Source organism: Vibrio sp. Vb2131 (assembly GCF_033338535.1).
Lineage (GTDB): Bacteria > Pseudomonadota > Gammaproteobacteria > Enterobacterales > Vibrionaceae > Vibrio > Vibrio alginolyticus.
Window position 1 is genome coordinate 1 of sequence record NZ_JAWOSW010000068.1, and the last position, 724, is coordinate 724.

Here is a 724-nt window from a genome sequence, read left to right on the forward strand (position 1 = left end):
CATGAGCCAAATCAACTCGATTCAAGAATGGGCGGTTGGTCTACAATCTTCTACTGTTGAAGCTGGCAGCATGGGTTACGTGGGTCTGATCGTGCTTGCAGTGACTATCGCACTATACGCTTTCCTTGCAAAAGTGAACAAACGTTGGCTTGCGATTCCAGTGTGTGCTTTCACAGGCCTTATTATCGCTCTAGTGCTAGGTGCTGGTTTTGACATCAAATTCGTCACTGAAACTGGTCTACCGAACCTAAACCCTGTTTACTGGTGGGGCAGCACTGAAGAAGGTTGGATGCTCGGTCTTCCTAATATGGAACACTTCATCGCGTCACTGCCTTTTGCAATCCTAGCAGTAGCGATGTGGTCTCCTGACTTCTTAGGTCATCGTATTTTCCAAGAACTTAACTACCCTAAAAAGACTGAAAAAGTACTAATGGACGTTGATGACACAATGACTATGTGTTCTATCCGTCAGATGGTAGGTACAGCGGTAGGTGGTGGTAACATCACTTCATCTTGGGGTACTTACATGATCCCAGCAGCGATTGCAAAACGTCCAATTCCTGGCGGTGCTATCCTTCTTGGTCTTCTAGTGATGATCATTGCGATCCTTGGCTTCCCAATGTACATCGCAGTATGGCCACCAGTAATGCGTGTCGCTCTTCTTGTAGGTGTATCTCTACCTCTACTTGAAGCTGGTATGCAAATGGTGAAAGACTCTAAAGAC

1 protein-coding gene is annotated in these 724 nt (G+C 46.1%); it reads left to right on the forward strand.

Annotated features, from left to right (window positions below; translation table 11 throughout):
* On the forward strand, window positions 1-724 hold a 724-nt coding region (locus tag R7E38_RS22895), incomplete at both ends, for a DUF3360 family protein (protein ID WP_318082142.1).